Below are 22,282 nucleotides of genomic sequence, written 5' to 3'. Positions count from 1 at the left end.
GTTTGTCGCGGCTTGGCTTCGGCGCTGTTGCAAAAACGACGCGGCCGGCGGGCGGACGCGAAACAGCCCGCGCCGTGGCGCGGGCTGTGTCCGGGCGGGAGCGGGGCCGCTCAGTGCTGCAGGATCTTGGACAGGAACTGGCGCGCGCGCTCGCTGCGCGCGTCCAGGTCGCCGAAGAATTCGTCCTTTTTGCAGTCCTCGACGATGCGGCCCTGGTCCATGAAGATCACGCGGTCGGCCACGCGGCGGGCGAAGCCCATCTCGTGGGTCACGCACATCATGGTCATGCCTTCCTGGGCCAGCTCGGTCATCACGTCCAGCACTTCGTTGATCATCTCCGGGTCCAGCGCGCTGGTCGGCTCGTCGAACAGCATCGCGATCGGGTCCATCGCCAGCGCGCGGGCGATGGCCACCCGCTGCTGCTGGCCGCCGGACAGCTGGCCGGGGTGCTTGCCGGCGTGCGCCTTCAGGCCGACGCGGTCCAGCAGCTTCAGGCCCTTGGACATCGCCTCCTCGCGGCCGCGGCCCAGCACCTTGACCTGGGCGATGGCCAGGTTTTCGGTGATGGACAGGTGCGGAAACAGCTCGAAGTGCTGGAACACCATGCCGACGCGGCTACGCAGCTTGGGCAGGTCGGTTTTCGGATCGCCGACCGAAATGCCGTCGACGACGATCTCGCCCTGCTGGAACGGCTCCAGCGCGTTCACGCACTTGATCAGGGTGGATTTGCCGGAGCCGGACGGGCCGCACACCACCACCACTTCGCCCTTGGATACCTGGGTGGTGCAGTCGGTCAGCACCTGGAAGCTGCCGTACCATTTGCTGACCTGGTTCAGTGAAATCATTGCGCTCATACAGCCAATCCTTGTTGCAGGCGCTTCACCAGCCGGGAAGCGCCGAAGCTGATCACGAAGTAGACCAGGCCGGCGAATATCAGGAATTCGTGCGGCAGGCCGACGATGTCGCCCTTGGAGCGGGCGGTGTTGAGAAAGTCCATCAGGCCGACAGCGTATACCAGAGACGTGTCCTGGAACAGGATGATGGACTGCTGCAGCAGCAGCGGCATCATCTTGCGCAGCGCCTGCGGCAGCACCACCAGCGCCATCACCTGGTGGTAGCGCATGCCCAGCGCGTAGGCGGCGGCGGCCTGGCCCTTGGGGATGGACTGGATGCCGGCGCGGACGATCTCGGCGAAGAACGCCGCCTCGAACATCACGAAGGCGGTGAGGCAGGAGGTGAACGCGCCCACCGGCTCCAGGCTGCCGGTCAGCCAGTTGATCAACAGCGGCACCGCCAGGTAGAACCACGAGATCACCAGCAGCAGCGGAATGGAGCGGAAATAGTAGACATAGGCGGTGGCGAAGCCGGCCAGCAGCTTGTTGCCGGACAGGCGCGCGAGCGCCAGCAGGATGCCGAGCAGCACGCCGCCGGCCACGCCGCCGACCAGCAGCTTCAAAGTCACCGCCATGCCCTGCGACAGGCCCGGCAGCGCCGGGAGGATTTGGCTGAAATCCATCATTTGCCTCCCATCGTGCCGGGCACGCGCAGTTTCTTCTCCAGCGCGTTCATCGACAGCATCAGCGCCATATTGATGACGAAATAAATCACCGTGGCCAGCGTGAAGGCCTCGAACAGATTGGCCGAGAATTCGGCGGTCTGCTTGGTCTGCGCCAACAGCTCGGCCAGGCCGATCAGCGACGCCACCGACGAGTTCTTGATGATGTTCAAAAATTCGCTGGTCAACGGCGGGATGATGATGCGCATCGCCTGCGGCAGCAGCACGTGGCGGTAAGTCTGGCCCAGGCCGAAGCCCATCGCCATCGCCGCGTTGCGCTGGCCGATGGGCAGCGCCTCGATGCCGGTGCGCACCTGCTCCGCCACCCGCGCGGCGGTGAACAGGCCCAGGCACACCACCACCGACAGGAACTGCGAGGTGGTCGGCGACAGGTCCTGCTTGAACCAGGTTTGCGCGGCTTGCGGCAGCAGGTCCGGCACCAGGAAGTACCAGACGAACAGCTGCACCAGCAAGGGCACGTTGCGGAACAGGTCGACATAGGCGGTGGCGAGGCCCGCCACCCAGCGATTGGGCAGGGTGCGGGCCACGCCCGCGGCCACGCCCACCAACAGGGCGATGACCCAGCCGGTCAGCCCCACCGCCAGCGTCCAGCCCAGGCCGCTGACGAACCAGTTGAGGTAGATCTCGCTGCCGACGCCGGTCGGCTTGAAGAACACGCCCCAATCCCAGTGGTAATTCATGATGCCACTCCCCAGCCGCGCCGCAGGATGCGGGGCGCGGCTATCCATGCCCCCCGCCGGCTGGCGCCGGGCAGGGTGAAACCGCCGCCCGCGGCGAACGGGCGGCTGCAGTCGCTATTTCAAGCCGAACCGGCCGCCGGGCGGCCGGATTGCGGCTTATTCGGCGGGCTTGTCCGTCGGCTTGGCCAGCAGCGCCTTCAGCTCGTCGGACATCGGGAAGTTGAGGTTCAGGCCCTTGGGCGGCACCGGGCTGGTGAACCACTTGGCGTAGATCTTGTTGACTTCGCCGGACTTGAAGGTGTTGGCCAGCGCGGTGTCCACCACCTTCTTGAAGGCCGGGTCGTCCTTGCGCAGCATGCAGCCGTAGATCTCATACGATTGCGATTTGCCGGTCACCGTCCAGTTGGCCGGATTCTTGGCCTTGGCCATTTCGCCGTACAGCAGCGCGTCGTCCATCATGAAGGCGACGGCGCGGCCGGACTCCAGCATCAGGAACGATTCGCCGTGGTCCTTGGCCGAAATCACGTTCATGCCCATGTTCTTGCTGGCGTTCATCGCCTTGATCAGGCGCTCCGACGTGGTGCCGGCGGTGGTGACCACGTTCTTGCCCTTCAGATCGGGGAAGTCCTTGATGCCGGAAGTCTTGGCGGTCAACAGGCGGGTGCCGATCTCGAAGATGCCGACCGAGAACGCCACCTGGCGGCCGCGCTCGGCGTTATTGGTGGTGGAGCCGCACTCCAGGTCCACGGTGCCGTTCTGCACCAGCGGGATGCGGGTCTGCGAGGTGACCAGGTTGTAGCGCACCTGCAGGTTCGGCATTTTCAGCTCTTTCTTCACCTCGTCCACTACCTTGTTGGCCAGGTCCACCGAATAGCCGATCGGCTTCTGGTTGTTGTCGTAGTAGGAGAACGGGATGGAGGAATCGCGGTTGCCCAGCACGATCACGCCGGAGTCCTTGATCTTCTTCAGGGTGCCGGTCAGTTCGGCGGCGGAGGCGGTTTGCGCCGCCAGCGCTGCCAGGGCGGCGATGGTACATCCGGCGATGACGGAGGTGCGAATGCGCATGAGTGTTTCTCCTTATGACTCTCTTTGCGGGAAAAGCGGCGCCGCCGTAGACAGCGGCGCCTTGATCTTCTTTGTAGTGATTGTCCGACAGTATGCTGTTATTTTTGGTCGGCGTCAGGCCTTGACGCCCTTGTCGGACAGATGGTTGGCCAGGCGGACGTAGTCTTCCACCGCCAGGTTCTCCGGCCTGAGGCCCGGATCGATGGCCAGCGCTTCCAGGTCGGCGACGTCGGCCAGGCCCTTGAGGTTGTTGCGCAGCGTCTTGCGGCGCTGGGCGAAGGCCTGGATCACCAGTTTTTCCAGCAGCGCCTCGTCGCGCGCCACGCCGCAGCGGCCCGGCGCCGGGATCATCCGCACCACGGCGGAGTCCACCTTCGGCGGCGGCCAGAACGCTTCCGGCGGCACGAACAGGATGTTTTCCATGTAGAAGCGGTATTGCAGCATCACCGACAGCCGGCCGTAATCGGCGGTGGAGGGCTCGGCCACCATCCGCTCGATCACTTCCTTCTGCAGCATGAAGTGCATGTCCAGCACCCGGTTGCCGTAAGTGGCCAGGTGGAACAGCAGCGGCGTGGAGATGTTGTACGGCAGGTTGCCGACGATCTTCAGCGGCGCCGCGCTGACCGAGCCGAAATCGAAGGCCAGCGCGTCGCCGGCGTGGATGGTCAGCTTGTCGGCCGGGTGCTCGGCGCGCAGCCGCTCGATGATGTCGCGGTCTATCTCCACCACGTGCAGATGCTTGAGGCTGGACAGCAGCGGCTTGGTGATGGCGCCGAGGCCGGGGCCGATTTCGACGACGATGTCGTCCGGCTGCGGGTTGACCGCATGGACGATGCTGGCGATGACGCCGGCGTCCTGCAGGAAGTTCTGCCCGAAACGCTTGCGTGGAATGTGCTTGCTCATGAATCTGCCAAATCTTGGAACAGCGGGGATTGTAAACCTTGCACCCGCAAATGTCCCATGCGATTCAGGCAGTTGGCGTCAGGCCTTGCGCTGCAGGAACAGGCATAGCAGCGACAGCGCGACCACCGCGCCGCCCAGCGCCGTCTCGCCCGCCACCGGCAGCGCGGCCAGCGTGGCCGACAGCACCGCGGCGAACAGCATCTGCACGCAGCCCAGGATGGCGGCGGCGCGGCCGGCGGCTTCGCCGAACGGCGCCATCGCCATGCCGGCGGCCGGCCCCAGCGTGCAGGCGAAGCCCACGCTCAGCACCGCCACCGGCAGCATGTAGTGCCAGGCGCCGGCATGGCCGGCCAGAATCAGCAGCAGCGCGCCGGCCGCCAGCATCACCACCAGGCCGCTTCGCAGCACCGCGCGCTGGCCGAAGCGGCCGATCAGCGCCAGGCCGATGAAGCTGGCCGCCATGATCAGCAGCGCGTTGGCGCCGAACAACAGGCCGAAGGTTTGGCTGGACAGCCCCTCGCGGCCGATCAGCACGCCGGGCGCCAGCGTGACGTAGCTGATGATCAGGCCCAGCGCGGTGCTGCCGCAGGCGCCGTTGCGCAGCATCGCCGGATGGCGCAGCACCGCGGCGAAGCCGGGGCCGGCCGGTTTGTCGGTCCGCTCCGGCCGGGTTTCCGGCATCAGCCAGTACAGCGCGGCGAAGGCCAGCAGCGCCGCCGCCGCCAGGAACACGAAGCAGGCTTGCCAGCCATAGGCGACGCTCAGCCAGCCGCCGCAGGCCGGCGCCAGCGCCGGCACGATGTTGAGCGCGCCGTTGAGCAGGCTGTAGCGCTGGCCGGCGGCGTTGCCGGAGAAGCAGTCGCGGATGATGGTGAAGGCGCTGACCGTGCTGGCGCTGGCGCCCAGTCCCTGCAGCAGCCGCAGGGACAGGAACAGTGGCAGCGAATCGCAGCGGCTGGCCAGCAGCGCGCTGGCGGCGTAGACCAGCAGGCCGCCCAGCGCCACCGGGCGGCGGCCGACGCGGTCGGCCAGCGGGCCGAACAGCAATTGCCCCAGCCCCAGGCTGAACACGAACACGCTGATGCTGGCCGCCGCGTCGGCCTGGAAGAACTGCCGCATCGCCGGCAGCGCCGGCAGGTACAAGTCTATGCCCAGCGGATTGAACAGGATCAGCAGGATGGCGGCGGCGGTGGCCGGGTTGGCCTGGCGGACGGCGAGACTGGTGGGCGACATGGCGGGCCTGCGGCGGAAAAGGCGCTCATCATAACAAATGCCATCGCCAAACCCTAATTTGCCATTTGAATATTTGGTTAATGCATTGTTTCCTTTGTCATTTAATCGCTGGGCGAGGCTTGCCGGGCGCTTACAATCGTTCACTATTTATTACGCGCCGCAAGCGGCTGTTTCCGCAGCGCTTTTCCATCGGCGGCGACGGCCGCGCCGCACTAGTGATGGTTGCCGGATGGCCGCTCTGGTAACCTAGGCGACAGCCAAAGAACAAACGAGCAGCCAGACATGAGCACCAATGACACCCGAATATACCTGGCCTCCGGCAGCCCGCGCCGCCGCGAGATACTGGAACAGCTGGGCCTGCATCTGGAACGCATTCACGCCGACATCGACGAATCGGTGCTGCCGGGCGAGGACGCCGTCGCCTACACCGAGCGGTTGGCGCGAGAAAAAGCCGAAGCCGGCTGGAAAGTGGTTTCTTCCTGCGGCCTGCCCGAACGCCCGCTGTTGGCCGCCGACACCACGGTGACGCAGGACGGCGAGATCTTCGGCAAGCCGGCAGACGCCGACGACGCCCGCCGCATGCTGCGCGCCTTCTCCGGCCGCAGCCACCAGGCCATCACCAGCGTCGCCGTGATGCGCGGCGCCAGGCTGCTCGTCAAGACTTCGGTCACCGATGTGTTCTTCAAGCCGCTGTCCGACGCCGAGATCGAACGCTACCTCGCCAGCGGCGAGCCGTTCGACAAGGCCGGCGCCTACGGCATCCAGGGCAAGGCCGGGGTGTTCGTCGAGCATATCGAAGGCAGCTACACCGGCGTGATGGGCCTGCCGGTCCATGAAACCGCGCTGCTGCTGGCCGAATTCGGCTTCGAGCTGCCATAAGCCGGAGGGGGACCACATGCTGCATCAATCGATAGCCTTGCCGCGCGACCTGCCGCGGCCGCAAGAACAGATCCTGGTCAACATCACGCCGCAGGAAACCCGCGTCGCGGTGCTGGAAGAAGGCATCGTCCAGGAGCTGCATGTCGAACGCGCCGCCAGCCGCGGCATCGTCGGCAACATCTACCTGGGCCAGGTGAAGCGCGTGCTGCCCGGCATGCAAAGCGCCTTCATCGAGATCGGCCTGGAGCGCGCCGCCTTCCTGCATATCGCCGACGTGCTGGAACAGCGCCAGCACCCGACCGAGCCGCAGCGCATCGAGAAGATGCTGTTCGAAGGCCAGACCGTGCTGGTGCAGGTGATCAAGGACCCGATCGGCACCAAGGGCGCGCGGCTATCGACGCAGATTTCGCTGGCCGGCCGCTTCCTGGTGCACCTGCCGCAGGAAGAGCACATCGGCGTGTCGCAGAAGATAGAAAGCGACGCCGAGCGCCACAGCCTGAAGGCGCGGCTGGAAAAGCTGCTGCCGGACGGCAGCCCCCGGGGCTACATCATCCGCACCAGCGCCGAGACCGCCCGCGACGACGAGCTGGCGGCCGATGTGGAATATCTGTCCAAGCTGTGGACCGACATCCGCCTGAAGTCGCAGACGCTGCCGGCGCAAAGCCTGCTGTACGACGATCTGCCGCTGGCGGTGCGGGTGCTGCGCGACATGGTCAGCGGCTACACCGACAAGGTGCTGGTGGACTCCAACGAGAACTACGGCCGCATGGTGGAGTTCGCCGAGCAGTACGTGCAGATCGCCGTCGACAAGATCGAACGCTACGCCGGCGAGCGGCCGCTGTTCGAGATGCACGGCATCGAGGCCGAAATCGACAAGGCGCTGGCGCGCCGCGTCAACCTGAAGTTCGGCGGCTATCTGATCGTCGACCAGACCGAGGCGATGACGACGATAGACGTCAACACCGGCGGCTTCGTCGGCAACCGCAACTTCGACGAAACCATCTTCAAGACCAATCTCGAAGCCACCCAGGTGATCGCCCGCCAGCTGCGGCTACGCAATCTGGGCGGCATCGTCATCGTCGACTTCATCGACATGGACAACGACGAGCACCAGGCGGCGGTATTGGCCGAGCTGGCCAAGGCGATGGCGCGCGACCGCACCCGGGTGACGCTGAACGGCTTCACCAGCCTGGGGCTGGTGGAAATCACCCGCAAGCGCACCCGCGAGAGCCTGGCCCACGTGCTGTGCGAGCCTTGCCCGACCTGCCAGGGCCGCGGCGAGATCAAGACCGCGCAGACGGTGTGCTACGAGGTGCAGCGCGAGATCGTGCGCGAGGCGCGGCAGTACGACGCCAAGGGCTACCGCATCCTGGCGGCGCAGTCGGTGATCGACATGTTCCTGGACGAGGAATCGCAAAGCTTGGCGATGCTGGTGGACTTCATCGGCAAGCCGGTGTCGCTGTCGGTGGAGTCCAGCTACACCCAGGAGCAGTTCGACGTGGTGTTGTTGTGAGCTAGCGCCGGGCGCGCTTGGCGCGCCGCGGCGACGCGAAAACGGGCAGCGGCCGCGAGGCCTCTGCCCGTTTCTCATGCGGCGAACGCCTGCGGCTTACATGCGGGCCAGCTGTTGCTTGGCCTTTTGCGCGGCGTCGCTCTTCGGGTACAGCTTGATCAGGCGGCGGAAAGTGTTTTTCGCCTGGTCCACCTGGCCCAGCTCGCGCTGGCAGTTGCCGATATTGCGCAGCGCGTCCGGCGCGAAATGGTGGCCGGGGTTTTGCTCGACGAAGCGGCGGTGGATGTCGATGGCGGCGTCGTACTGGCGCAGCGCGGTATGGGCGACGCCCAGCCAGTAGCTGGCCTCGACCGCTTGCGGCGCCTGCGGATTCTGCTGGATGTAGAGGCCCAGCGCGTTGATGGCGTTGGGGAAGTCGCGCGCGCGCAGCAGGTTCAGCGCCTTGTCGTAGTCGGGGCTGGCCTGGCTGTCGCCGGCGGCGGCTTGCCGGGCGGCGGCCGGTTGCGAGGCGTCCTGCTTGCCGGCGCCCTCCAGATGGGACAGGCGGCCGTCCAGGTCGTTGTAGAGGTCGTTCTGGCGCTTCTGCGTGGTTTGCAGATTGTAGTTCAGCACTTCGATGTCGCCGCGCAGCTTGGCGACTTCGGCCTTCAGGCTGTCCACCTGGCTGACCATTTCCAGCAACTTGTCGTTGGACAGCTTGGTCTCCACCGCGGCGATGCGGTTGGTGGCCTGTTGATTCACCAGGTCCAGCTGGCGGCGGGTGGCTTCCAGGTCGCTGTTGCTGGCGCAGCCGGCCAGCGTCAACAGCAGGGCGCTACTGATGGCGATGCGGTTCATGGGCTTTCCGATGGAGGAAGACTGCCGGATATCATAGCGGCTTGGCCGCCGCTTGGCACCCGGCAGCGGAAACGACGGCGGACGGCCCGCGGGCCGTCCGCGTCAGGCGCTTACTGGCCCTGGTAGACGATGTCGGCGCGGCGGTTTTCCGCGTAGTCGGCGTCAGACGTGCCGGTAGCCTTCGGCTTTTCCTTGCCGAAGCTGACCGCTTCCAGCTGGTTCTCCTTCACGCCCAGCACTTCCATCGCGTGCTTGACGCTTTCGGCGCGGCGCTGGCCCAGGGCCAGGTTGTATTCGCGGCTGCCGCGGGCGTCGGTATTGCCCTGGATGATCACTTTCTTGTCGTGGCCCTTCAGGTAGTCGGCGTGGTTGGCGACGGTGTTCTTGCCTTCGCCGTCGACGGTGGAGGAGTCGAAGGCGAAGTAGACGCTGCGCTTGGCCAGCGGGCTGTTCGGATCGTTCAGCGGATCCATCGCCACTTGGCCCTGGTTGCTGGCGGAGGTGTCTGCCGGCGCCTGGGTGACCGGCGCCTGGGCGGCCGGGGCTGCCGGGGCTTCAGCGGGCTTGGTGCTGGCGCAGGCGGCGAGCAGGGTGGCGACCGCGCTGCCGAGGACGAGTTGTTTCCAGTTCATTGTTGGCTCCCTCAAGGATTGTTGAATGGACCCCATGCCGGGTCCTGCACATCGCCATTGAGCACCGCCAGCTTCACTTTGCTGCTGCCGTCCGCGGTGGCCGCGTACAGCACGCTGCGGCCGCCGATATCGCTGGAGTACAGCACCATGCGGCCATTGGGCGCGAAGCTGGGGCGTTCGCTGTAACTACCATCTGACAATAGACGCGTGTCATTAGTTGCGAGATCTTGCGACATCACGCGGAAATTTCCGGCTTCGCGACGGATGTAGACCAGGGTCTTGCCGTCCGGCGACAGCTTGGGAGACACGTTGTACTTGCCTTCCCAGGTAACGCGCTGCGCGTCGCCGCCGTTTACCGGCACGCGATAAATTTGCGGGTTGCCGCTGCGGTCGGAGACGAAATACACCATCGAGCCGTCCGGGCTGAACGCCGGCTCGGTGTCGATGCCGCCGTTGTACATCAGCCGGCGCGGGCTGCCGCCGGCGGCGTTGAGGATGTAGACCTGCGAATTGCCGCTGGTGGTCAGCACCACCGCGAGCTTGCTGCCGTCCGGGCTCCAGGCCGGGGCGGAGTTGCTGCCCTTGAAGTTGGCCACCGCGCGGCGCTGGCCGGTGGCCAGATCCTGCACCCACACCACCGGTTTCTGGCTGGCGAAGGAAACGTAGGCGATGTAGCGGCCGTCCGGGCTCCAGCTGGGCGAGATGATGGGCTCGCTGGAGCGCAGGATGGTCTGGCTGCGCTGGCCGTCGACGTCGGAAATCTGCAGCGCGTAGCTGCGGCCGGATTTCAGCACGTAGGCGAGGCGGGTGTTGAAGAAGCCCTTCTGGCCGGTGATCGCCTCGTAGATCATGTCGGCGATCGCATGCGCCACCTGGCGGCTGCGGTCCGGCGTCACTGTGAATTCGCCGCCGGTCAGCTGCTTGCGCTGCGACGCGTCCATCAGGCGGAAGCTGATCTTCAGCTGGCCGCCAGCGGCCTGCTCCACCTTGCCGATGGCGATGGATTGCGCGCCGGCGGCCTGCCACAGCGGGTAGCGGATGTCGGCCGGCTCGAACGGCACGTTGGCGACGGCGGACGGGTCCACCAGGCGGAAGGCGCCGGACAGCGCCAGGTCGTTGCCTATCACCGGGGTGAGGTTGCCCTGGGTGGGCGCCTCGTCCTTGAACGGCACGATGGAGATGGCGTGGCGGCTGTTGCCGCCGCCGATGATTTCGATATTCAGCTCGGCGCGGGCGCTGCCGGCGGCCAGCATCGCCAGCAGCAGCATCCCCTTCAGTACAGTTCGCAAACTCGGCATGTCTTCCTCGTGACAGGGGTGGCGCCGCCCGCTCAGTGCGGGCGGAAGGTCAGGGTAAAGGTTCGGTAGCCGTCGTTGAAGTTGGCCCCGGCGGGCAGTTTGGGGAAGGTTTTCGCCTCCCAGACCGCTCTTTGCACTGCATCATCATAGGCCGCCTGGCCGCTGCTTTTCACCAGCTGCACGGTTTTGACTTCCAGGGTGGGCAGCAGCGTGATCCGCAGCACCACCGCCGGATTGCCCTGGATGCCGGGCGGAATCTGCACCAGCGGGGTGACCTTGGCCTTGACCATGTCTATCCAGCCGGCGTTGACTCCGGAGCCGTTGACCGCGCCGCCGGCCACGCCGTGCTTGCTGCCGGCCTGGTCGCTGCGGGCGTTGGGCTTGCCGCTGACGCGGGTGCTGTCCAGGCTGGCGAGCAGGTCGTCGGCCTCGTTGTTGTAGGTTTTGTCCGGTTTATGGCCGTGCTTGGCCGGCGGCGGCGGGGTGGCCTTGACGGGCTTTTTCTCTTCGACCGGCTTGGGCTTGGCCTGCTCCGCCGGCTTGGGTTTGGGCTCGGGCTTTTTCGGCTCTTCCGGCTTGGCCACGTGCTTCTTCGCCTCCGGCTTGGGCTCTTCCGCGGGTTTAGGCTTTTCTTCCTTCTTCGGCTTCGGCGCGTCCTTCCGGCCCAGGTTCACCTCGGCCGGCGGCGCCGCGACCACCGGCGCGGGTGTCGGCGCAGGCGTAGGCTCAACCGGAACCGGCGTCGCTGCGGGCGGCGGCGGCGCGGTGGTCCACAGCTCCAGCGCCAGCGGCGCCGGGCTGGGCGGCGGCGTGGTCTGCAGGCCGCCCCACAGCAACAGGCCGATCACGATGGCGTGGAACAGCGCCGAGGCGATCAGGGTCCAGGGGCGCAGGGAGGAGGGCGATTGCGAACTCATTGCTTCGGCGTTTGCTTGACGGTCAACGCCACGCGCTTGACGCCGGCCTGGTGCAGGCGGTCGGCTATCCGCACCACCTCGGCGTATTTGAGGTTGGCGTCGGCGGAGATGGCCACCGGGCGCGGGTTCTCGCCCACCAGCGCCTGCAGCTGGCTGGCCAGGTCATCTAGCGAATCGACGCGGCTCTTCTGCTCGCCGTCCACCAGCTCGATCTTGCCGGTGGCGTCCACCGTGACTTCTATCGGCCGCACGTCGATGGCTGGCGCCTCTGAAACACTGGGCACGTCGATCACGCCGGGCGTGAACATCGGGGCGGTGACCATGAAAATCACCAGCAAGACCAGCATCACGTCGATATAGGGCACGACGTTCATCTGGTTCATCTGGCGGCGGGGACGGCGGTTTAGCATGACGGATTCTGGCTCGGCTCGGTCAAACGGTCATCATAGCATCGTCAATTCCAACGATGCTGAGGCCAAAAGGTTTCAGAGTGTTTGCTGCTCTGGAAAGTTCTAACGCCGCAATCAGCGCCGCGTGCACAGCGTCAGGCCGTCGCCCACCGGCAGCACGCACATGTGCACGCGCGGGTCGGCTTTCAGGCTGGCGTTGAATGCGTGCACCAGGTGGACGCCGGGCGGGTCTTCCGGCTTGGGCGCCACCACCCGGCCGGACAGGAAGATATTGTCGATGGCGATGACGCCGCCGGGACGCACCAGTTGCAGGCAGGCTTCGTAGTAGTCGCGGTAGGACGGCTTGTCGGCGTCGATGAAGGCCAGGTCGAAACTGCCGGCCCGGCCGTCGTCCAGCAGTGTTTGCAGCGTATTGAGCGCCGGCTGCAGCCTGAGGTCGATGCGGCCGGCGACGCCGGCCTTGGCCCAGTATTCGCGGGCGATGGCGGTGAAGGTGTCGCTGACGTCGCAGGCCACCACTTCGCCGTCTTCCGGCATCGCCAGCGCCACGGTCAGCGCGCTGTAGCCGGTGAACACGCCGATTTCCAGGTAGCGGCGCGCGCCGATCAGCCGCGCCAGCCAGCCCATGAACTGGCCTTGCTCCGGCGCGATCTGCATCTTGGCCAGCCGGTGGCCGGCGGTGAATTCGCGCAGCTCGCGCTGCACCGGGTGCTCGGCTACGCCGATGTTGAACAGGTAATCGTGCAGGGCGCGGTCTAGCGCCACGGTGCGGCTGGTCATGACTGGGCTTCCGGAAAGACAAAACGCCCGCTGGGGGCGTTTGGAGACGGGCGGCGGCGGATTATTCCGGCTGGTAGACGTAAGGCTTTTGCGGCACTTGCGATTCTTTCCAGCGGCGCTGGTCTTCCAGGTTGGGCTGGCGGTCCCACAGGGTCAGGCGCAGTTCGCGGCGCTGGCTGTCCACTTCCGGGTTTTTCTCCAGGAAGCCATTGATGAACTGGGTGAATTCGGACTGGTACATCGTACCCTCCATGGTGGCTGATGCGTCGATTTTAATCGATTCCGCCGGCCGCCGCCATGCCGCCTCAGTCCGGCTGGCCGTCGCCGTACAGCAGGCATTCGATGCGCCGGTCGGGAATCAGCCAGGCCAGCGCCACCGCCAGGTACAGCAGGCCGGACAGCCAGGGCAGGCGCCAGGCCAGGCAGATCGCCAGCAGGTAGCAGACCGGCGAGATCTTGCCCTTGATGTCGCCGCCCAGCGCCTCGGCCAGCCGGGTGCGGTTGCCGGGCAGGCACAGCAGCGCCTGCTGCATGATCCACCAGGCGATCGAGCACATCAGCAGCACCGCGCCGTACAGCGCCACCGGCAGCGGCTGGAAATGGTTTTCGCCCATCCAGCCGGTGACGAAGGGAATCAGCGACAGCCAGAACAGCAGGTGCAGATTGGCCCACAGCACCCGGCCGTCGATGCGGCGGGTGGCGTGGTAGAAGTGGTGGTGGTTGTTCCAGTAGATGCCGACATAGACGAAGCTCAGCAGGTAGCACAGGAAGATCGGCCACAGCTGCAGCAGCGCGGCGAAGGTGGTGTCGTGCGGAATATGCAGATCCAGCACCATGATGGTGATGATGATGGCGATCACGCCGTCGCTGAACGCCTCCAGGCGGTTTTTCTCCATGCCTCGCTCCTCGTGTTTTGCGCCGCGCCTTGCAAGCAGCTTAGCCGTTCCGCTCCGGCTTGCCGGCGCGGCGGTAGGGCAGGCGGATCCGCGTCAGGTAGCGGTCGCCGCGCAGCTCGCCGGTCAGCGAGGCCTCGGCGTCGAAGAACAGCGCCAGCCGCTCGCGCAGATTGCTCAGCGCCATCCGGTTGCCGCCTGGCCGCGGCGAGGCCGGCGCCGGATTGTCCAGCGTCAGCTCCAGCTGGCCGCCGTAGAGGCGCGCGCCGATGACGATCTCCACCTCGCCGCCCGATTGCTCGGCGCCGTGGTAGACCGCGTTTTCCGCCAGCGGCTGCAGGATCAGCGGCGGCATCGCGGCGTCCAGCGGCGCCTCCACCCGCCAGCTGATCTTCAGCCGCGGCCCCAGCCGCTCGCTTTCTATCGCCAGATACATGCCGGCCAGCTCGATCTCGCGCGCCAGCGTGGAGGCGCGGTCGGGGTCGGCCAACTGGGCGCGGAACAGCTCGGCCAGGTTTTCCAGCACCGTCTCGGCCTGCTGCGGCTGAGAGCGGATCAGCGCGATGGCGGCGTTCAGGCTGTTGAACAGGAAGTGCGGTCGGATGCGCGCCTGCAGCGCGGCCAGCCGGGCTTCGGCCAGCGCCGGCGACAGCGCGCGCTGGCGCAGCGACAGATAGTGCAGCAGCAGCGCCATCGCCAGCATCGCCAGCGCCGGCGTCCGCCAGGCGAAAGGCGCTTCCGGCTGCAGCCGCCATTGGCAGAGCGCGAAGCCGGCGCCGGTCAGCGCGGTGGCCCAGCTCGGGCCCAGCCGCCGGCGGGCCAGCCAGGGGCTGGCCAGCGCCAGCAGCGCCAGCGAAAGCAGGCTGCCGGGCAGCAGCAGCAGCGCTAGCTGCAGCCAGCGCCATAGCGGCTCCGCCGTCGGCGGCGCCAGCAGGCCGTAGATGAATAACAGCGCCAGCGGCAGCAGCAGGATGCGCAGCATCACGCCTAGATTGCGGAAGTCCGGCAGCGGCGTCGGAATAGGGCTGGGCATGGCGGGACACGGGAAGGGGCGATGCTGCGATCATAGCAAGCGGCCGGCGGCGCGGCATCCGCCGCCGGAGAAAAGCGCCGGCGCGGTGTATAACGGAAGCGGAAGATGCGGGGAGGGGCGGAGCGATGAAATCGATGCTGGCCTGCGCGCGCGCGCTGTTGCTGGGCCTGTGGGCCGGCTGGGCCGGCGCGGCCGAACTGCTGGTTTCCACCGGCGAATACGCGCCGTGGAGCGGGGCGCGGCTGCCGGGCCAGGGCTTCGTCAACCGGGTGGTGCGCGAAGCCTTCGCCCGCGAGGGCGTGGCGGTGCGCTTCCAGTACCTGCCGTGGGCGCGGGCGCTGGAGGCGCTGCGCAACGGCAGCGTCGAGGCCAGCTCTTTCTGGTTCGACGATCCGGGCAAGGCCAGGGAGTTTCTCTACAGCGCGCCGTTGTCGGAGCACCGCGAACTGTTGTTCCACCGCAAGGACCTAGCGGTGCCGGCGTGGGCGCGGCTGCAGGACCTGCACGGCCTGCGCTTCGGCGCCACCCGCGGCTATTCCTACACCGCCGAGTTCCGTCAATTGGCGAAGCAGGGCGCCATCGAGGTGGAGGAAGCGGACGATGACAAGACCAATCTGCTCAAGCTGCTGGCCGGCCGCATCGAGCTGTTTCCAATAGACGAATTCACCGGTTGGCAGCTGCTGGCGTCCGACACCTTTCCGCGCGGCGCGCACGACCTGGTCACCACCGAGCCGCGGCCGTTCAGCACTCAGTACGGCCACCTGCTGATGCTGCGCTCCGCCCGCAACGAGCAGCTGATGGGCCGCTTCAACGCCGGCCTGGCCAAGCTGCGCGCCGACGGCACGCTGGAGCGCTTCCGGCTCGACCTCTACCGCGGCAGCGGCCTGGGGCCGTGAGCGGCGTCTGATCTGGCGCAAGGCGTTGCCATTTTCGCGGCTTTCCCGTCTTTACAGCGCGGCGCGCTTTTCGCTAGTGTCGATTATTGCGCCGCAATATCAGATTGTTCTTATTTTGTGGGATTTTCCACACCTTGCCGCCGCTGCCGCGCCTTGTCATCGGCATGGCATATCGAGCTGCTGCAATGACGGCAAGGCTTGATGACTTTGGCATGGCCATGTCCGATCGCCCAGTTGAGGCTGCCGTGTCCGACGATATACGGTAGTCAATATATGCCTTGCATAACGCGGCGCAGCATGCTTCTAATCATTTTCAAACGGCCGTTCTAAATTGCGCCGCGCGGCGGTTTCAAGCTACTGATTTCACAATTCCATACCAGGAGACACGCAGATGCATATCGTCATCCCAGCCGAACGGCTGGCCGGTGAACGCCGCGTGGCGGCGACGCCTGACACGGTGAAGAAGCTGGTCGGCGCCGGCCATGCCGTCACGGTGGAGCGCGGCGCCGGCATCCCGGCCGCCATCCCCGACGCCGCCTACGCCGAAGCCGGCGCCAAGCTGTCCGACCAGCGCCAGGCGCTGCTGGCCCAGGCCGACATCGCGCTGACGGTGCGCATGCCGGCAGCCGCCGATCTGGAGGCGCTGAAACCCGGCGCGGCGCTGATCGGCATGCTGGCGCCATACGGCAACCCCCTGCTGCCGGAGCTGGCGGCGCGGGGCATTTCCGCCTTCGCGCTGGAGCTGCTGCCGCGCACCACCCGCGCGCAGAGCATGGACGTGCTGTCCAGCCAGAACAATATCGCAGGCTACAAGGCGGTGCTGCTGGCGGCGGAATACTACCCGCGCTTCATGCCGATGCTGATGACCGCAGCTGGCACGGTGAAGCCGGCGCGGCTGCTGGTGTTGGGCGTCGGCGTCGCCGGCCTGCAGGCCATCGCCACCGCCAAGCGGCTGGGCGCGGTGGTGGAGGCCTACGACGTGCGTCCGGCCACCCGCGAGCAAGTGGAGTCGCTGGGCGCCAAATTCGTCGAGGTGCCGATGACGGACGAGGAGAAGGCGGCCAGCGGCGGCGTCTACGCCCGCGAGATGACCGCCGAATTCCTGGCGCGGCAGAACGCGCTGCTGGCCAAGCGCGCCGCCGCGGCCGACATCGTCATCACCACCGCGCTGATTCCGGGCAAGCCGGCGCCGCGGCTGCTGGATGCCGCCGCGGTGGCGGCGATGCGGCCGGGTTCGGTGATCGTCGACCTGGCGGCGGAAGCCGGCGGCAACTGCGAGCTGACCCGCGCCGGCGACGCCTGGCAGACCGACAACGGCGTGCACCTGGTGGGTCTGGCCAATCTGCCCGCGCTGCTGGCGGCCGACGCCTCCAGCCTGTACGCGCGCAACCTCCTCGCCTTCCTCTGCCTGCTGTTGGGCGCCGAGGGGCTGCGGATCGACCTGGCCGACGACCTCATCGCCGCCACCTTGCTCACCCACCAGGGCGAACAGCGCTTCGGCGCCGCGCCGACCCCGGCCGCTCCGGCGCCGGCACGACAGGAGCCGCATCATCATGGTTGATCCCTTCATCACCAGCTTCACCATCTTCGCGCTGGCGGTTTTCGTCGGCTACCACGTGGTGTGGAACGTCACTCCGGCGCTGCACACGCCGCTGATGGCGGTGACCAACGCCATCTCCGGCATCATCGTCGTCGGCGCCATGCTGCAGGTGGTGGACGTGGGCGGCCAGCAGATCACCGTCACCTCGGTGCTGGGCGCCGTCGCCATCTTCCTCGCCAGCATCAACATCTTCGGCGGCTTCCTGGTGACCCAGCGCATGCTGGACATGTTCAAGAAAAAGAACAGGGGATAATCCGATGCAGAACATTTCCGCGGTTCTTTACCTGGTTTCCGCCGTGCTGTTCATCCTGGCGCTGAAAGGGCTGTCCAGCCCGGCCTCGGCGCGGCGCGGCAATCTGTACGGCATCGTCGGCATGGCCGTCGCCGTGCTGACCACGCTGCTGATCATCGACAAGCCGGTGCTGGCGTTGATCGCCGGCGCCATCGCCGCCGGCGCGGCCATCGGCGCCTGGAAGGCGCGCACGGTGGAAATGACCGGCATGCCGGAACTGGTGGCGGCGATGCACTCGCTGGTGGGTCTGTCGGCGGTGCTGATCGCGGTGGCCGCCATTTTCCACGGCGGCGTCGAGCACACGCCGGTGCAGAAGGTGGAGCTGTTCATCGGCGCCTTCATCGGCGCGATCACCTTCACCGCCTCGGTGATCGCCTACGGCAAGCTGTCCGGCCGCTTCGGCGCCAAGGCCATACACTTCGCTGGCCAGCATCCGCTCAATCTGTTGCTGGCGCTGGCGATGGTCGGCTTCGGCCTCGCCTACTTCGCCACCGACAGCCAGGCGGCCTTCCTCGCCATGGTGGCGGTGGCGCTGGCGCTGGGCGTGACGCTGATCATCCCGATCGGCGGCGCCGACATGCCGGTGGTGGTGTCGATGCTGAACAGCTATTCCGGCTGGGCGGCGGCCGGCATCGGCTTCACGCTGGACAATCCGGTGCTGATCATCGCCGGCGCCTGCGTCGGCTCGTCCGGCGCCATCCTGTCCTACATCATGTGCAAGGCGATGAACCGCTCCATCGTCAGCGTGCTGTTGGGCGGTTTCGGCAGCGAGGCCGCCGCCGGGCCGGCGGCGGGCGACGCGGCGGCCAAGGCCTACAAGGCCGGCAGCGCCGAGGACGCCGCCTTCCTGATGGGCAACGCCGACCAGGTGGTGATCGTGCCCGGCTACGGCCTGGCGGTGTCGCGCGCGCAGCACGCGCTGCAGGAGTTCGCCGAATTGCTGCACGAGCAGGGCGTCAATGTCCGCTACGCGATCCACCCGGTGGCGGGCCGGATGCCGGGGCATATGAACGTGCTGCTGGCCGAGGCCGAGGTGCCGTACGAGCAGGTGCTGGAGATGGAGGAGATCAACGCCGACTTCTCCACCACCGATGTGGTGCTGGTGATAGGCGCCAATGATGTGGTCAACCCGGCGGCGCAAAAGGACAAGCAAAGCCCGATCTACGGCATGCCCATCCTGGAGGCGCACAAGGCGCGCAACGTGATCGTGGTCAAGCGCTCGATGAGCGCGGGATATGCCGGACTGGACAACGAGCTGTTTTACATGGATAAAACCATGATGGTGTTCGGCGATGCCAAAAAAGTGGTGGAGGATCTGCTGAAAAACGCAGCGCACTGACCCGCCGCCGCTGTCGAATCGCCCGCCGCCGGCGGGCGGTTCGCCATCCGCCGCCTGCCCCGTCCCGACCAGACAAAGGAACGCGCATGCCCATCCTCAGCTCCATTCTGATCAGCGGCAGCATGATGCTGCCGACCCAGGCCGAACCGAAGCTGCAGAACACCGAATGGCTGCTGGAGGCGCCGGCGCAGGCAGCGCCGCTGCCGACGCTGAGCATCGCCGACAGCCGCATCAGCGGCTTCGCCGGCTGCAACCGCTTCACGCTGGGCATAGACGACGACGGCAAACATCAGGTGGCGGCCACGCGCAAACTGTGCGCGCCGGAGGTGATGCGCCGCGAACAGGCGCTGCTGAAATTGCTGTCGGCGCCGTTCCGCCTGCTGCCGGCCGAGGACGGCAAGCACCTGACCCTGCTGGCGGGCAAGACCGGCTACCGCTTCGTCCGCCAGACCGCCGCCGTCGCGGCGGAGCCGCCGGTGCCGGCCGTCGCCGCGCTGCGGCCGGTGGCCGGCGAGCAGTACTGGTATGTCGCCAGCCAGCCCTGCGGCGCGGGCGCCGCCGCCTGTCTGCGGGTGCGCAGCAGCGAGGACCAGCCCTGGCGCAGCTACGCCGGCTCCATCGCCGGCTTCGTGCCGGAGGCCGGCAGCCGCTATTACCTGAAGCTGCAAGGCGTGCCGTCCGTTGACGGCCAGCCGGCGCTGCAATTGCTGAAAGTGGTATACCGCGAAACCGTGACGCCGCTGGCCGACTGAACGGAACCACCGCGGCCGCGGCGCGTCATAGCTTATTTATCAGGAAATCATGATGCTGCAACGCTTGTCCCTATTGGCCCTGAGCGCGACCCTGCTGAGCGCTTGCGCCGCGCCGAGCGCGCCCGCCGTTTCCGCCGCGCCCCCTTCCCTGGCCGAGCTGCAGGGCGAATGGAAGCAGACCAATGGCGGCGAGCAGGCCATCTTGCTGCGCATCGACCAGCAGCGGCTGTTCGCCAAGGCCGGCTGCAACGGCATGTTCGGTCCGGCCGCGCTGGAAGACGGCAAGCTGCGCGCCGAACGGCTGGCCTCGACGCTGATGATGTGCCCGCCCGAGGCGATGCAGCGCGACGCCAAGCTGTCGCGCCAGCTGGAGGCCGGCATGACGGCCAGCCTGGACGGCGGACGGCTGAAGTTGTCCGACGGCAAGGACGCGTTGATCTTCGAACGCCAGCCGCAGGGCGAGATCAAGTTCATCTATGTCGCGCCGCAGCGCAAGGCCTGCGTCGGCGTCGCGCCTATGCAATGCCTGCAGGTGCGCGACGACAAGTCCAAGCCGTGGGAGCTGCATTACGGCGAGATCGAAGGCTTCCAGCCCGAGCCCGGCGTCGCCTACCGGCTGCGGATCAAGGAAGTGAAGGTGGACAATCCGCCGGCCGACGCTCCTTCCATCCGCTGGATTCTGGATCTGGTGGTCGAGCAGGAAGTGGTGAAGAAGCCCTGAGAGGTGGTTCGCGATCTTTCGTATCGAACTTGCGAGAGACGACGCGCAACATGTATGCGATGCGCCCGGAATCCCTTCAAGCCTGCCGCTGGGTGGCAGGCCCGAGGTTTTAAGCGGCTGCTTGTTTGAGCCCCGCGACGTTAGCGCGGGGCGAGTTCAGCCGCGCCTCGGGCCTGACCCGACCCGGCGGGTAGCCGAAGGCCAGGCTTGCAGGGTGGCCTTTAGGGGTGGAGGGGATATTTGGCCAAGCAAATATCCCCTCTCTGCTCGCCGGGCAGCCCCGGCTATGAAAATCATTATCCGCGCAGCGGATTCAAGACGATGAAGATTGCGGGCAGACTCCGGCTCGGGCGCGGGATGAGCGCTCTGCTACAATCGCGGCATTGAAATTGCAGGAGGCCGCCATGAGCCTGATTCCCGAAATCAAACCGCAGCAGTCGCTGGAATTGCTCAAAGAGCTGCACATCCTCACCCGCGACGGCAAGATCAACCAGGACACCCGCCGCAAGCTGAAGCAGGTTTACCACCTGTACCAGTTCATCGAACCGTTGATGGCCGACGTGCTGGCCAGCAAGGGCGCGATGACGCTGGCCGACCACGGCGCCGGCAAGTCCTACCTCGGCTTCATCCTGTACGACCTGTTCCTGAAGGACAAGCCGGGCGCCCATGTCTACGGCGTGGAAACCCGCCAGGAGCTGGTGGACAAGTCGGATGAATTGGCCAGGCGGCTGGGCTTCGCCGGCATGAGCTTCCTCAACCTCAGCGTCGAGCAGTCGATCACCTCCGCCGCGTTGCCGGCGCAGGTGGACATCATCACCGCGTTGCATGCCTGCAACACCGCCACCGACGACGCCATCCGCTTCGCGCTGGCCAAGGACGCCAAGTACATCGTGCTGGTGCCCTGCTGCCAGGCCGAGGTGGCGGCGACGCTGCGGCAGAAGAAGAACGAGACCTTCGGCAAGACGCCGCTGTCCGAGCTGTGGCGCCACCCGATCCATACCCGCGAATTCGGCAGCCAGCTGACCAATGTTCTGCGCTGCCTGCAGCTGGAGGCGCGCGGCTACCAGTTGACGGTGACCGAGCTGGTCGGCTGGGAGCACTCGATGAAGAACGAGCTGATCATCGCCAAGAAGACCGGCAAGGGCAAGAGCAGCGCCCGCGAGCGCCAACTGGCCATCCTGGACGAATTGAACCTGATGGACCTGCGCGAGCGCTTCGCCTACTGATGACGGCGCAATGCGGCGGGGCGTTCGTCCCGCCGTTCGGTTTTCTTCCTAGCGCGCCGCCGCCGGGACGAACTTGAACTCCTGGATCACCACTTCCACCTCCTTGCCGTCCGCCGGCGGCTTGCCCTGGAACAGCCACAGATTGATGTGCACCGGCAGCGGTTGCTGCGGCACGCGCCGGGCGGCGTCGGTCGGGGCGAAGCGCCAGCTGGCGATCGGGTACTGGTCGCTGTCCTGGAAGCCGTGCAGCGACTGGTAATAGACCTGGCCGGCGTTCCAGTCGAAGCGGTGGGTGCTGTAGCCGCCGTTGAGGGCGAAATCGAAGCTGTACGAGGTCGACTGCAGGCCGGCCTGGGCCGGATAGACGGTGTAGTTGCCCATCGGGTTGCTTGAGCTGCCCCAGCGCGAGAATTCGATGTCGATCTCGTTGCTGCCATCGGGGCCGACATCGGGCGTCGGGTAGTTGAACAGGCCCAGCACGATGTTGGGGTCGAACTGGTCGGGCCGGCCGATCAGCTTGAACTGGTAGCGGCCGAAGCCCAGCCGCTGCGGCAGGTAGAGTTCGGCGGCGGTCCATTGGCCGCCGCGCTTGGCGATTTTCAGGTGCAGCCGGCCCTGGGCGTCTAGCCAGGCGTTGTCGTCGTCCCAGACATTGGGGCCGGGGCCGCTGCTGCCCTGATTGCGCACTTCCCAGTCGTAACCGGAAAAACGCAGGGTCTTGGCGGCGGCGGCGCCGCACAGCGCCAGGCCGGCCAGCAGGACTGCGGCGTTACGCAGCGTAGTTTTCATGGTGGGGCTCCGTGAGAT

Annotated in this window: 25 protein-coding genes; 9 read left to right on the top strand and 16 right to left on the bottom strand. The window is 66.6% G+C overall.

Annotated features, from left to right (window positions below; all coding sequences use genetic code 11):
* Window positions 1-110: 110 nt before the first annotated feature.
* The 6 genes from MY55_RS03780 to MY55_RS03755 all read right to left on the bottom strand — a co-directional run bounded on the left by MY55_RS03780 (window position 111) and on the right by MY55_RS03755 (window position 5,457).
* Window positions 111-845, bottom strand: coding sequence for an amino acid ABC transporter ATP-binding protein (locus tag MY55_RS03780; protein ID WP_047243123.1), 735 nt, complete (start codon window positions 843-845; stop codon window positions 111-113).
* A gap of 5 nt (window positions 846-850) precedes the next feature.
* Window positions 851-1,516, bottom strand: a complete 666-nt coding sequence (locus MY55_RS03775) for an amino acid ABC transporter permease (protein WP_043573091.1) — start codon at window positions 1,514-1,516, stop codon at window positions 851-853.
* Entirely contained in the window at window positions 1,516-2,256 is a 741-nt protein-coding gene (locus tag MY55_RS03770; RefSeq protein ID WP_047243035.1) for an amino acid ABC transporter permease, read from the bottom strand. The genes MY55_RS03775 and MY55_RS03770 overlap by 1 nt, the downstream gene beginning before the upstream one ends.
* Before the next feature lie 156 nt (window positions 2,257-2,412).
* Entirely contained in the window at window positions 2,413-3,321 is a 909-nt protein-coding gene (locus MY55_RS03765) for a glutamate/aspartate ABC transporter substrate-binding protein (protein WP_047257854.1), read from the bottom strand.
* 114 nt (window positions 3,322-3,435) lie between these two features.
* Window positions 3,436-4,224 carry a 16S rRNA (adenine(1518)-N(6)/adenine(1519)-N(6))-dimethyltransferase RsmA gene (rsmA, locus tag MY55_RS03760; RefSeq protein ID WP_047237577.1) on the bottom strand — a complete coding sequence of 263 codons (789 nt, stop codon included), beginning with the start codon at window positions 4,222-4,224 and terminating at the stop codon, window positions 3,436-3,438.
* A 78-nt stretch (window positions 4,225-4,302) separates the two neighbouring features.
* Window positions 4,303-5,457 carry a multidrug effflux MFS transporter gene (locus MY55_RS03755; protein ID WP_047248096.1) on the bottom strand — a complete coding sequence of 385 codons (1,155 nt, stop codon included), beginning with the start codon at window positions 5,455-5,457 and terminating at the stop codon, window positions 4,303-4,305.
* Between the two features lie 282 nt (window positions 5,458-5,739).
* On the opposite strand from MY55_RS03755, the gene MY55_RS03750 reads away from it, so the two are divergent.
* Window positions 5,740-6,336 (top strand): Maf family protein, encoded by a 597-nt coding sequence (locus MY55_RS03750; protein ID WP_043572804.1) that lies wholly within the window; start codon window positions 5,740-5,742, stop codon window positions 6,334-6,336.
* Window positions 6,337-6,352: 16 nt separating this feature from the next.
* Window positions 6,353-7,849, top strand: coding sequence for a ribonuclease G (gene rng, locus MY55_RS03745; protein ID WP_043572803.1), 1,497 nt, complete (start codon window positions 6,353-6,355; stop codon window positions 7,847-7,849).
* Between the two features lie 96 nt (window positions 7,850-7,945).
* Here rng and ybgF read toward each other — a convergent pair whose 3' ends face one another.
* The 9 genes from ybgF to MY55_RS24405 form a co-directional block, all read right to left on the bottom strand.
* Entirely contained in the window at window positions 7,946-8,686 is a 741-nt protein-coding gene (gene ybgF / locus MY55_RS03740) for a tol-pal system protein YbgF (protein WP_043572799.1), read from the bottom strand.
* A gap of 110 nt (window positions 8,687-8,796) precedes the next feature.
* Window positions 8,797-9,318, bottom strand: a complete 522-nt coding sequence (locus MY55_RS03735) for an OmpA family protein (protein ID WP_043572797.1) — start codon at window positions 9,316-9,318, stop codon at window positions 8,797-8,799.
* An 11-nt stretch (window positions 9,319-9,329) separates the two neighbouring features.
* Entirely contained in the window at window positions 9,330-10,616 is a 1,287-nt protein-coding gene (tolB, locus tag MY55_RS03730; protein WP_043572796.1) for a Tol-Pal system beta propeller repeat protein TolB, read from the bottom strand.
* Between the two features lie 32 nt (window positions 10,617-10,648).
* Window positions 10,649-11,533 carry an energy transducer TonB gene (locus tag MY55_RS03725; protein ID WP_065201982.1) on the bottom strand — a complete coding sequence of 295 codons (885 nt, stop codon included), beginning with the start codon at window positions 11,531-11,533 and terminating at the stop codon, window positions 10,649-10,651.
* Window positions 11,530-11,943, bottom strand: coding sequence for an ExbD/TolR family protein (locus MY55_RS03720; RefSeq protein ID WP_043572793.1), 414 nt, complete (start codon window positions 11,941-11,943; stop codon window positions 11,530-11,532). The genes MY55_RS03725 and MY55_RS03720 overlap by 4 nt, the downstream gene beginning before the upstream one ends.
* Before the next feature lie 114 nt (window positions 11,944-12,057).
* Window positions 12,058-12,723, bottom strand: a complete 666-nt coding sequence (locus MY55_RS03715) for a class I SAM-dependent methyltransferase (protein WP_043572790.1) — start codon at window positions 12,721-12,723, stop codon at window positions 12,058-12,060.
* Window positions 12,724-12,784: 61 nt separating this feature from the next.
* On the bottom strand, window positions 12,785-12,964 hold the full coding sequence (locus MY55_RS03710) for a DUF3460 family protein (protein WP_043572787.1): 180 nt from the start codon (window positions 12,962-12,964) through the stop codon (window positions 12,785-12,787).
* Window positions 12,965-13,028: 64 nt separating this feature from the next.
* Complete coding sequence (locus MY55_RS03705; protein WP_043572784.1) at window positions 13,029-13,619, bottom strand: TMEM175 family protein; 591 nt, start codon at window positions 13,617-13,619, stop codon at window positions 13,029-13,031.
* A gap of 40 nt (window positions 13,620-13,659) precedes the next feature.
* Window positions 13,660-14,649, bottom strand: a complete 990-nt coding sequence (locus MY55_RS24405; protein ID WP_043572781.1) for a sensor histidine kinase — start codon at window positions 14,647-14,649, stop codon at window positions 13,660-13,662.
* A 125-nt stretch (window positions 14,650-14,774) separates the two neighbouring features.
* On the opposite strand from MY55_RS24405, the gene MY55_RS03695 reads away from it, so the two are divergent.
* The 7 genes from MY55_RS03695 (at window position 14,775) to MY55_RS03665 (ending at window position 21,475) form a co-directional block, all read left to right on the top strand.
* Window positions 14,775-15,545: a substrate-binding periplasmic protein gene (locus tag MY55_RS03695; RefSeq protein ID WP_080509516.1), complete on the top strand. Its 771-nt coding sequence runs from the start codon at window positions 14,775-14,777 to the stop codon at window positions 15,543-15,545.
* Between the two features lie 391 nt (window positions 15,546-15,936).
* Window positions 15,937-17,106: a Re/Si-specific NAD(P)(+) transhydrogenase subunit alpha gene (locus tag MY55_RS03690; RefSeq protein WP_065201981.1), complete on the top strand. Its 1,170-nt coding sequence runs from the start codon at window positions 15,937-15,939 to the stop codon at window positions 17,104-17,106.
* Window positions 17,099-17,398 (top strand): proton-translocating transhydrogenase family protein, encoded by a 300-nt coding sequence (locus tag MY55_RS03685; protein ID WP_043572773.1) that lies wholly within the window; start codon window positions 17,099-17,101, stop codon window positions 17,396-17,398. The genes MY55_RS03690 and MY55_RS03685 overlap by 8 nt, the downstream gene beginning before the upstream one ends.
* Before the next feature lie 4 nt (window positions 17,399-17,402).
* Complete coding sequence (locus MY55_RS03680) at window positions 17,403-18,776, top strand: NAD(P)(+) transhydrogenase (Re/Si-specific) subunit beta (protein WP_047257858.1); 1,374 nt, start codon at window positions 17,403-17,405, stop codon at window positions 18,774-18,776.
* Window positions 18,777-18,862: 86 nt separating this feature from the next.
* Window positions 18,863-19,528, top strand: coding sequence for an META domain-containing protein (locus MY55_RS03675; RefSeq protein WP_043572767.1), 666 nt, complete (start codon window positions 18,863-18,865; stop codon window positions 19,526-19,528).
* Window positions 19,529-19,577: 49 nt separating this feature from the next.
* The gene (locus MY55_RS03670; protein WP_081284619.1) at window positions 19,578-20,249 is read left to right on the top strand and encodes an META and DUF4377 domain-containing protein; all 672 of its coding nucleotides are present in this window, start codon (window positions 19,578-19,580) and stop codon (window positions 20,247-20,249) included.
* A gap of 404 nt (window positions 20,250-20,653) precedes the next feature.
* Window positions 20,654-21,475: a class I SAM-dependent methyltransferase gene (locus MY55_RS03665; RefSeq protein ID WP_043573085.1), complete on the top strand. Its 822-nt coding sequence runs from the start codon at window positions 20,654-20,656 to the stop codon at window positions 21,473-21,475.
* 48 nt (window positions 21,476-21,523) lie between these two features.
* On the opposite strand, the gene MY55_RS03660 is transcribed toward MY55_RS03665, so the two are convergent.
* Complete coding sequence (locus MY55_RS03660; protein WP_065201979.1) at window positions 21,524-22,264, bottom strand: glycoside hydrolase family 16 protein; 741 nt, start codon at window positions 22,262-22,264, stop codon at window positions 21,524-21,526.
* Between the last annotated feature and the right edge of the window lie 18 nt (window positions 22,265-22,282).

The organism is Chromobacterium subtsugae (genome assembly GCF_001676875.1).
Taxonomy (GTDB): Bacteria; Pseudomonadota; Gammaproteobacteria; order Burkholderiales; family Chromobacteriaceae; genus Chromobacterium; species Chromobacterium subtsugae.
This window is presented reverse-complemented; position numbering and strand designations above follow the sequence as displayed.

Excerpts from the sequence above, each read along its gene's own strand:
- MY55_RS03735 (WP_043572797.1), bottom strand. The coding sequence starts at position 9,318 with ATGAACTGGAAACAACTCGTCCTCGGCAGCGCGGTCGCCACCCTGCTC.
- MY55_RS03665 (WP_043573085.1), top strand. The coding sequence starts at position 20,654 with ATGAGCCTGATTCCCGAAATCAAACCGCAGCAGTCGCTGGAATTGCTC.
- ybgF (WP_043572799.1), bottom strand. The coding sequence starts at position 8,686 with ATGAACCGCATCGCCATCAGTAGCGCCCTGCTGTTGACGCTGGCCGGC.
- MY55_RS03705 (WP_043572784.1), bottom strand. The coding sequence starts at position 13,619 with ATGGAGAAAAACCGCCTGGAGGCGTTCAGCGACGGCGTGATCGCCATC.
- tolB (WP_043572796.1), bottom strand. The coding sequence starts at position 10,616 with ATGCCGAGTTTGCGAACTGTACTGAAGGGGATGCTGCTGCTGGCGATG.
- MY55_RS03725 (WP_065201982.1), bottom strand. The coding sequence starts at position 11,533 with ATGAGTTCGCAATCGCCCTCCTCCCTGCGCCCCTGGACCCTGATCGCC.
- MY55_RS03765 (WP_047257854.1), bottom strand. The coding sequence starts at position 3,321 with ATGCGCATTCGCACCTCCGTCATCGCCGGATGTACCATCGCCGCCCTG.
- MY55_RS03660 (WP_065201979.1), bottom strand. The coding sequence starts at position 22,264 with ATGAAAACTACGCTGCGTAACGCCGCAGTCCTGCTGGCCGGCCTGGCG.
- MY55_RS03690 (WP_065201981.1), top strand. The coding sequence starts at position 15,937 with ATGCATATCGTCATCCCAGCCGAACGGCTGGCCGGTGAACGCCGCGTG.
- MY55_RS03680 (WP_047257858.1), top strand. The coding sequence starts at position 17,403 with ATGCAGAACATTTCCGCGGTTCTTTACCTGGTTTCCGCCGTGCTGTTC.
- MY55_RS03710 (WP_043572787.1), bottom strand. The coding sequence starts at position 12,964 with ATGTACCAGTCCGAATTCACCCAGTTCATCAATGGCTTCCTGGAGAAA.
- MY55_RS03750 (WP_043572804.1), top strand. The coding sequence starts at position 5,740 with ATGAGCACCAATGACACCCGAATATACCTGGCCTCCGGCAGCCCGCGC.
- MY55_RS03670 (WP_081284619.1), top strand. The coding sequence starts at position 19,578 with ATGATGCTGCAACGCTTGTCCCTATTGGCCCTGAGCGCGACCCTGCTG.
- MY55_RS03755 (WP_047248096.1), bottom strand. The coding sequence starts at position 5,457 with ATGTCGCCCACCAGTCTCGCCGTCCGCCAGGCCAACCCGGCCACCGCC.
- MY55_RS03770 (WP_047243035.1), bottom strand. The coding sequence starts at position 2,256 with ATGAATTACCACTGGGATTGGGGCGTGTTCTTCAAGCCGACCGGCGTC.
- MY55_RS03685 (WP_043572773.1), top strand. The coding sequence starts at position 17,099 with ATGGTTGATCCCTTCATCACCAGCTTCACCATCTTCGCGCTGGCGGTT.
- MY55_RS03695 (WP_080509516.1), top strand. The coding sequence starts at position 14,775 with ATGAAATCGATGCTGGCCTGCGCGCGCGCGCTGTTGCTGGGCCTGTGG.
- MY55_RS03715 (WP_043572790.1), bottom strand. The coding sequence starts at position 12,723 with ATGACCAGCCGCACCGTGGCGCTAGACCGCGCCCTGCACGATTACCTG.
- rng (WP_043572803.1), top strand. The coding sequence starts at position 6,353 with ATGCTGCATCAATCGATAGCCTTGCCGCGCGACCTGCCGCGGCCGCAA.
- MY55_RS03775 (WP_043573091.1), bottom strand. The coding sequence starts at position 1,516 with ATGGATTTCAGCCAAATCCTCCCGGCGCTGCCGGGCCTGTCGCAGGGC.
- MY55_RS24405 (WP_043572781.1), bottom strand. The coding sequence starts at position 14,649 with ATGCCCAGCCCTATTCCGACGCCGCTGCCGGACTTCCGCAATCTAGGC.
- MY55_RS03720 (WP_043572793.1), bottom strand. The coding sequence starts at position 11,943 with ATGCTAAACCGCCGTCCCCGCCGCCAGATGAACCAGATGAACGTCGTG.
- rsmA (WP_047237577.1), bottom strand. The coding sequence starts at position 4,224 with ATGAGCAAGCACATTCCACGCAAGCGTTTCGGGCAGAACTTCCTGCAG.
- MY55_RS03675 (WP_043572767.1), top strand. The coding sequence starts at position 18,863 with ATGCCCATCCTCAGCTCCATTCTGATCAGCGGCAGCATGATGCTGCCG.
- MY55_RS03780 (WP_047243123.1), bottom strand. The coding sequence starts at position 845 with ATGATTTCACTGAACCAGGTCAGCAAATGGTACGGCAGCTTCCAGGTG.